This is a genomic window from Raoultella sp. T31, assembly GCF_002806725.1.
In the GTDB taxonomy this organism is placed as follows: domain Bacteria; phylum Pseudomonadota; class Gammaproteobacteria; order Enterobacterales; family Enterobacteriaceae; genus Klebsiella; species Klebsiella electrica.
In genome coordinates, this window is the sequence record NZ_PIBO01000018.1 from 80453 (window position 1) to 88072 (window position 7620).

9 protein-coding genes and 1 rRNA gene are annotated in these 7620 nt (G+C 54.5%); 7 read left to right on the forward strand and 3 right to left on the reverse strand.

The window, feature by feature from the left end:
* The first annotated feature begins 48 nt into the window (after positions 1 to 48).
* From cutD to trpS, 7 genes are all read left to right on the forward strand, one after another.
* A complete protein-coding gene (gene cutD / locus CWM52_RS14225; protein ID WP_100684700.1) occupies positions 49 to 996 on the forward strand; it encodes a choline TMA-lyase-activating enzyme in 948 nt (315 codons plus the stop codon).
* 11 nt (positions 997 to 1007) lie between these two features.
* Positions 1008 to 1448 carry a BMC domain-containing protein gene (locus CWM52_RS14230; protein ID WP_100684701.1) on the forward strand — a complete coding sequence of 147 codons (441 nt, stop codon included), beginning with the start codon at positions 1008 to 1010 and terminating at the stop codon, positions 1446 to 1448.
* Positions 1445 to 2065, forward strand: a complete 621-nt coding sequence (locus CWM52_RS14235) for a phosphate propanoyltransferase (protein WP_100684702.1) — start codon at positions 1445 to 1447, stop codon at positions 2063 to 2065. Before CWM52_RS14230 ends, CWM52_RS14235 begins: the two co-directional genes overlap by 4 nt.
* Positions 2066 to 2076: 11 nt before the next feature.
* A complete protein-coding gene (locus CWM52_RS14240; protein ID WP_100684703.1) occupies positions 2077 to 2769 on the forward strand; it encodes a hypothetical protein in 693 nt (230 codons plus the stop codon).
* A 14-nt stretch (positions 2770 to 2783) separates the two neighbouring features.
* Positions 2784 to 3203 (forward strand): DMT family transporter, encoded by a 420-nt coding sequence (locus tag CWM52_RS14245; RefSeq protein ID WP_100684704.1) that lies wholly within the window; start codon positions 2784 to 2786, stop codon positions 3201 to 3203.
* A gap of 17 nt (positions 3204 to 3220) precedes the next feature.
* Positions 3221 to 3550, forward strand: coding sequence for a DMT family transporter (locus CWM52_RS14250; protein ID WP_004857466.1), 330 nt, complete (start codon positions 3221 to 3223; stop codon positions 3548 to 3550).
* A gap of 273 nt (positions 3551 to 3823) precedes the next feature.
* On the forward strand, positions 3824 to 4831 hold the full coding sequence (gene trpS / locus CWM52_RS14255; protein ID WP_100684705.1) for a tryptophan--tRNA ligase: 1008 nt from the start codon (positions 3824 to 3826) through the stop codon (positions 4829 to 4831).
* 18 nt (positions 4832 to 4849) lie between these two features.
* Here trpS and CWM52_RS14260 read toward each other — a convergent pair whose 3' ends face one another.
* From CWM52_RS14260 to rrf, 3 genes are all read right to left on the reverse strand, one after another.
* Positions 4850 to 6259, reverse strand: a complete 1410-nt coding sequence (locus CWM52_RS14260; protein ID WP_100684706.1) for a diguanylate cyclase — start codon at positions 6257 to 6259, stop codon at positions 4850 to 4852.
* A 173-nt stretch (positions 6260 to 6432) separates the two neighbouring features.
* Positions 6433 to 6750, reverse strand: a complete 318-nt coding sequence (locus tag CWM52_RS14265) for a hypothetical protein (protein ID WP_100684707.1) — start codon at positions 6748 to 6750, stop codon at positions 6433 to 6435.
* A gap of 605 nt (positions 6751 to 7355) precedes the next feature.
* Positions 7356 to 7471, reverse strand: a 5S ribosomal RNA gene (rrf, locus tag CWM52_RS14270).
* Positions 7472 to 7620 lie beyond the last annotated feature (149 nt).

Genomic DNA, 7620 nt, shown 5'->3' on the forward strand with positions numbered 1-7620 from the left:
CGGACGTTTTTGGACACGGATGTCCCGATCGTTTTACTGGAGGTATGTGTGAGCGCAAAACAAGAATTAACCGGGCGAATCTTCAATATTCAGAAATATTCAATCTACGACGGCGACGGGATTCGCACGCTGGTTTTTTTCAAAGGCTGCAATATACGCTGCCCGTGGTGCGCCAACCCGGAAGGGCTGAACAGTCAGTTCCAGGTGATGTTCTCGCAGGATAAATGCATTAACTGCGGCGACTGCGTCAACGTCTGCCCGGCCGGCATTCACTATCGGGCAGCAGAAAACGGCGAGATGAAGCATTTTGTCGACCGTCATAAAGACTGTATTGGCTGCCGCAAATGCGAAGAGATTTGCACCCAGAACGCGCTGGATATTATGGGTAAAGACGTCACCGTCAGCGAGCTGATGGACATCATCATGCAAGATTATGACTTCTACATCGCTTCCGGCGGCGGCGTGACCATTGGCGGCGGCGAAATGAGCCTGCAAACCGATTTCGCTGTGGCGCTGTTCAGCGAATGCAAAAAGATGATGCTCAATACCGCTATCGAAACCCAGGGCACCACGCCGCTGGCTAATTATCAAAAGCTGGCGCCGGTGACCGACACCTTCTTATTCGATATTAAGCAAATAAACAGCGAACACCATAAAGCGTTATTTGGCATTGGCAACGAAGGTATTCGCCGCAATCTGGAATGGCTGGTGGATTCCGGCGCCAACGTGATTATTCGTATGCCGCTGGTTCGCGGCTATAACGACTCATTCGATGCCATTACCGGGGCTATTGATTACGTGCAGAAACTGGCGAAGCGCGGAAATATCCGCCGCATCGATATGCTGCCGTACCACCAGCTGGGCCGCAAAAAATATGAGCGCCTCGATATGCCCTACCCCATTACCCAGGACCCGTCTTATTCGCCCGAAGAGCTGAACCAGCTGGAGACGTTCTTTACACAGTTTGATTTTGATATTCGCTTAGTCCGCCATTAACAGGAGCCGACATGAAAAGTTTAGGCGTAATTGAAACGCGAGGGCTGGTCGCCGCCATTCAGGCCGTAGACGCCGCCTGTAAAGCTGCGGGCGTGACCTGCATTGGCTATCGCAAAATCGGATCGGGGCTGGTCAGCGTCTGCTTCGAAGGCGAGATCAGCGCCATCCACACCGCCATTGAGCGCGGCGTCGAGGTGGCGGGCGCGGCGCAATGCGTCAAGTCGCTGGTCATCGCCCGTCCGGAACCCAGCGTGGTGGTAGCGCTGAGCCATCTGAAAGGCCGCCCGCAGGCAAAACCGCTCGCCAGCCACGCCGATGTGAAAAATGCTGAGGCGCAACACGGTGTGTCGGCGCCCGCCGAAAAAGTCGGACCGCAAACGCCGCCCTCTCCGCCGGCGTCGGGCGAGCCGGAAGATAAAAATGCCGCGATGAAGAAAGGGAAAAAGGCATGATCGATACCCTGCTCCATGAAAAAATCGCCACCCGGCTGACGAGCTCCGCGCCCGATATCCCGGTCGGTATCTCTAACCGCCACGTCCATCTGTCACAGCGGGATGTCGAGGCGCTGTTTGGCCAGGGTTATGCGCTGACGCCGTTTAAACCCCTGCGCCAGCCGGGGCAGTTTGCCGCCCAGGAGTGCGTGACCGTCGTCGGTCCGAAGGGTTCGCTCGCCCAGGTTCGCGTCCTCGGACCGACCCGACCGGTCACTCAACTGGAAATCTCGCGCGCCGACTGCTTTACTCTCGGCATTAAAGCGCCGGTGCGCGAATCCGGCCAGCTGGATAATGCGGGCAACGCGCTGCTGATCGGCCCGGCAGGCCACGTTGAACTGCGCTCTCAGGTGATCTGCGCCTGGCGGCATATCCATATGTCGCCGCAGGATGCGCGGCAGTTGAACGTCGCCAACGGCCAGAAGGTGAGCGTCCGCAGTCACGGCGAACGCCAGCTGACCTTCGATGAAGTGGTGGTGCGGGTGCGCGAAGACTTCGTGCTGGAGTTCCATATTGATACCGAAGAGGCCAACGCCGCCGGACTGAAAAACGGCGCGCAGGTCACGCTCATCGCTTAACGGAGGCCGCCATGACCGATGAAGAGATCGACCGTCTGGTCACGCGAATGATCCACAGGCTGCGGCCGCCGGTGCTGGTGATGGTTGGCCCGGCCGCGGGCTATCGCCAGGCCATCCGCAGCCGTCTTGCGGGATGCGGGCAGCGTCTGCAGTTGGCGCTGGACGAAAACGTGCAGGATGCCGCGCAGTGGCAGGCGATCGGTGAAACGCTGCCGTGCAACGCCTGGCAAGAAGCGCTGTCTTCAGAGAGCTGGCGCGCCGTGGTGGTACCGTTTCTCGACTATCCGCTGGCGGCCGATCTGCTTAACGGTATCTTGCAAAACCCGCAAGCCAGACGATTGCATGACGTTCTGCTTGCCGGCCTGCCGGTGCTGGCGCTGCGCTATCACTGCGACCCGGCCAGCGAGCTAAACCAGCTGCGCGGAGCAGATAGCACGACGCCCTATGCCGGACATATGCAGTCCACGTTGACGCGGCTGACGGCATGCGGTGTGACGCTGTGCACCATGAATGAGCTGCTGGCGCAGCTGGCTGCGGGAACCAAGGCGCCCGCTCAGGCCCCGACCCTCAGCGCGCGGCGTTATCTCACTGTCACAGACATCGTGAATAATCCGGCGCTGGTCTGCGCACCCGACGCGCAGTTAACCGATGCCGCTATCGATTTTTTGAAAAACAGAAAAAAAGAACCCTACCTTAATAAATAGATCCGGAGTTTATTATGTCTTCCAAAACAAAATGCTGGCTATGGATGCTGTTGGTTATCCTTTCGGAAACCTCGGCCACTTCGACCCTGAAAATGTTCGGTAGCAGCGAAGGGACCACCAAAATGCTGCTGCTCGGGCTGCTGATCGTCCTCTATTGCACCTGCTACTACTCGCTATCCCGCGCGGTGAAAGATATTCCCGTTGGTCTGGCGTACGCCACCTGGTCCGGTACCGGGATTCTGGTGGTTTCAACGCTGGGGATGGCGTTTTACGGCCAGCATCCGGATACCGCGGCGATTATCGGTATGGCCATTATTGCCGCCGGTATCGTTATCATGAACCTGTTTTCCAAAATGGGTAGCGAAGAGAGCGAAGAAACGCCTGCTGAACCGGCTGATTCAGCCTCATCCCTGAATAAAAAAGTCGCCAACTAACAAAAAAGGAATCGCATATGTTTAACCTCGGATTTTTATGGCTGGCGCTGTCTATCGGCTCCGAAATCACCGGGACCTCGATGATCAAAAAGACCAACGGCTTTAGCAAACTGGCGCCATCGGTGCTGGTGGTCTGCGCCTACGGCCTGTGCTACTTCGCCCTCACTCGCGCGATGAGCACGATCCCGGTGGGCGTCGCCTACTCGCTATGGTGCGGCTTTGGCATCGTCGGCGTCACCATCTGCTCGATGATCCTCTACAAACAAAAACCGGATCTGCCGGCGATCCTCGCCATGGTGTTGATTATTTCCGGCGGCATCATCATGAACGTCTTCTCCAGCATGTAAACCCGGCCTGCGCCTTCATTGAGTTCCATGAGGGCGCAAAAACCTCACTCGATAAGCCATATCGCCGCAATAAAAAACCGCTTTCACTGTCGCCGCTTTTCGTGGCAGGATAGTCCGATGAACAGAATCGTCGTCATTGCCCGCCCGTATCGTTGGTGGCTGCCTGCATAACAGGCGGCACGATTCACATTTCCATTTTTAAAGCCGCCGGAAGGCGGCTTTATTGTTTCTCAGCGACGTCTTTCGGCTTAACAGCAACGTAAGGAGTCTCTGATGAACACCCACCCGACCATTCTTACCGGCGATCGCCCCACCGGCCAGCTGCATCTCGGTCACTACGTCGGATCGCTACGCCAGCGCGTGCAGCTGCAGCACGACCATCAACAGTTTATCCTCATCGCCGATCTGCAGGGGTTAACCGATAACGGCAGCGACCCGCAGAAAATCAGCAGCAATATCTTTGAGGTGATGGCCGATTATCTGGCGGTAGGTATCGATCCGCACAAAACCACGATTTGCCTGCAATCGGCGCTTCCCGCCCTGGCGGAGCTGAGCGCGCTGTATATGAATATCGTCACCGTCGCCCGCGTCGAGCGTAACCCGACGGTCAAAAATGAAATCGCCCAGAAGGGCTTCTCCCGTTCGCTACCGGTCGGCTTTCTGGCCTACCCTATCAGCCAGGCGGCCGATATCACCGCGTTTAAGGCCGGTCTGGTACCGGTTGGCGACGATCAGCTGCCGATGATCGAACAGACCAATGAGATCGTCCACAAAATGAATAGCCTGACCACGACGCCGGTGTTGCAGCACTGCCGGGCGCTGCTCAGCGATGTCAGCCGTCTGCCGGGCATTGACGGCGGCGCCAAGATGTCAAAATCGCTGGGTAATACGCTCACGCTTTCGGCCAGCGAAGAGCAGATTCACCGCGCGGTCGGCGCTATGTATACCGACCCGAACCATCTGCGGGTCAGCGATCCTGGCCGAATCGAAGGCAACGTTGTCTTTACTTACCTTGATGCTTTTCATCCCGATCCTGCCTTTGTCGCCGGGATGAAAGCGCATTATCAACGCGGCGGGCTGGGCGATCGACAGTGTAAAAACGAGCTGGAGGAGTGTCTGCAGACGCTGCTGGCGCCCATTCGCCAACGCCGGGCGACGTATATTGCGGATAAAGGCATGTTGCTGGAGCTGCTGCGTCAGGGTAGTGAGCGGGCGCATCGCCTCACGCAGCAAACGTTGCATGAGGTGATGCGTGGATTAGGATTGCCGGTCCTGTTCTGAGCGCCGGGGGGCGACGCTTTAATGCTGCGGGCCCTGCTCATCCTGATGCATCTTCACGCAATCGCGCCCGCTGCGCTTGGCCACGTACAGCGCGCTGTCAGCATTGCGCAGCAGCCGGTTGTAATCCGGGTGACCGGTATGCACGGCATAGCCCGTACTGGTGGTAATGGCGATATTCGTCTCGCCCCCGACGTTAAACGGCAGCTGGCTGATGCTTTTACGTAAGCGTTCAAGGAGCGCAAAGGCTTCAGCCGCGCCGGTTTCCACCAGAACCAGCAGAAACTCTTCACCACCATAGCGAAAGATATAATCGCTGGAGCGGATGTTATTGCTGAGCAGGTCGGCAACGTGCTTGATTGCCCGGTCGCCCACCATATGACCCCAGCTATCATTAATCTCTTTAAAATGGTCGATATCCACAATCGCCACCGTCATCGGCAGTTCATGTTCCATGGCGAGCGTGACCTCATGCTTGAGGACCACCGGCAGATAGCGGCGGTTGAGCAGGCTGGTCAGGGAGTCTTTGCCGTTTTGCATCTGCGACAGACTGCTGAAGATAATCCCGAGCTGACTGCTGATTTTCTGGCAATGGATGTGGATACTCTGGAGCAAAGCTTGCGTATTTTTATATTCTGCGCCGCTGTCTGAGGATTTCCAGCCGGTGATATAATTGTCTACCTGCGCAATCAAGTCGGCTATCTCTTCCATCTGCGCATTCTTATTAAAATAACGAACGCATTTATGACGGAACCACAGGCCAAACTCTGATTCAGATAATAACGTCCCGTTAATATCGGCCCGGTTTTCACTGACGATATTATAAATCGCGCTATTCTCCCAACCGGAGAGCGAGGCCTGCTGTTTGCCATATTCCATTGGCACATTATCCATCAGGCTATACAGACGATAGGCTTCTTCATTTTTCGTCGCCCGATAGTGCGACAAGGTGTAGGCATGGCACATCATCTCGATCGCCATAGTAATCGCCATCACCGCGTAGCGGATGGTTGCAAGACCATTCTGGTAGTCAATTTTATCGTTATCCCGCACATACTCAATCAGCCCGGCCTTAAGCTGGCGGGCGCCGCGCAGTACAGCCTCGGCGGGGATACCGATGCGCGCATGAATACTGCCGATATGGTATTGCCTTTCTGCCAGCGCCTGCAGCTGCTCTTTCTCGCTGGTCAAAATATCGTTGACCCACACGGCCAGAGAACGACTAAGACGTTCCTGAACCAGATCGTAAGTCAGGTGGCGGGCGATATCGGGATCCTGGAAAATGAAGTCATAAAAACGAGTGGCCAGAGCTTCAGACTGCTCAGCGGCAATATTTTTAAGAATCGCCTTCACTTCCGGCGTCAGACCGTCATACAACGGTAACCATTCCTTAAAAATAACGGAGATATATTTCTTGCTTTCATCGCTCATTGAATAAAGCACTCGTCGATACAGGTCTATTTTCAAGGCCGCAAATAATACAACAGTTCGCTCTGGTCAACCAGATTAAAAATGCAGCAACCGGGCTTAACCTTCTCCCGTCCGGGCATTTGCGGCAATGGACGCGGTGGCATCAGTGGCGGCCACCGGCGATAAGGACGTGGTTAGTGCTTGCGGTTGATCACGCGACGTAGCAGCCAGGTAAAACCCATCGCCATGCCGAACAGGATAAAGAGCAGAACCACCCAGCTCAGAGAAATCCGCACTAACGCGCTGAACGTCATCAGCGGTTGCAGGTAGACGGTAAAGGATTCGCTTAGCGGTTTACCCATCAACAGCATTACGCTGTCAACGGCCCAGACGCACACCCGACAAACAACCCAGATAATCGCCGGCCAGCACAGCAGAACCAAAAAGGTGAAGCGTTCCTGCAGGTAACGGATGAACTGGCGCAAAGGCGACCATTTTAAAAGGATCTTCATTAATATTCTCATCGTGCCGCTCGATAACCTTGATGCCACCCCCATCGGACTGCGTCGGGTGAAGGGATCTCAGCGACATCGGGATAGCATTAATATAGATCGTACGCGCTACATTATATCGATATTACCGTGACACGAACTCGATCGAGTTAACAAACTGTTAATGACACTAAAACATTTACCCACTAAAGTCCAGTTACAACAGCACGTATCGTCAAACATGAGAAATTAATCTAACATATTGATAAATAATGAATTAAATTTAAAATATAAATCAAAAAAAATACTTCTGAATATAAAAATGGATTTTTGATTTTATATTCTGCCATCATTAATAAGTCCCGAGAATAATATTTTCCATTAATCGAGACAGTGGCAAAAAAGAAGGGAGATATTGAACAGGAATAAAGTAAAATATGGTGGGGAGGTGGTCATGGCAGGCTTTTATGTCGTCTGAACAAACAGATTGCTGCCAGACGCCTGACTGACGGATTATCGGGACAAAAACGCAAAAAGCCCGTCCGTGAGGACGGGCTGCTTTCGCCATAAACACCAGACAAAACAAAAGGCCCGGTCTTTCGACCGGGCCTTCTGCTTTATTTGATGCCTGGCAGTTCCCTACTCTCACATGGGGAGACCCCACACTACCATCGGCGCTACGGCGTTTCACTTCTGAGTTCGGCATGGGGTCAGGTGGGACCACCGCGCTAGTGCCGCCAGGCAAATTCTTTGTGCTCAGTACGCAGTCCTTTATCGCATCAGCCGTGTTGCTGCTGCGCACATTACTGCGTACTCAACTCTGAATCTAAGCTGAAAATCTTCTCTCTCCGCCAAAACAGCTTCGGCGTTGTAAGGTTAAGCCTCACGGTT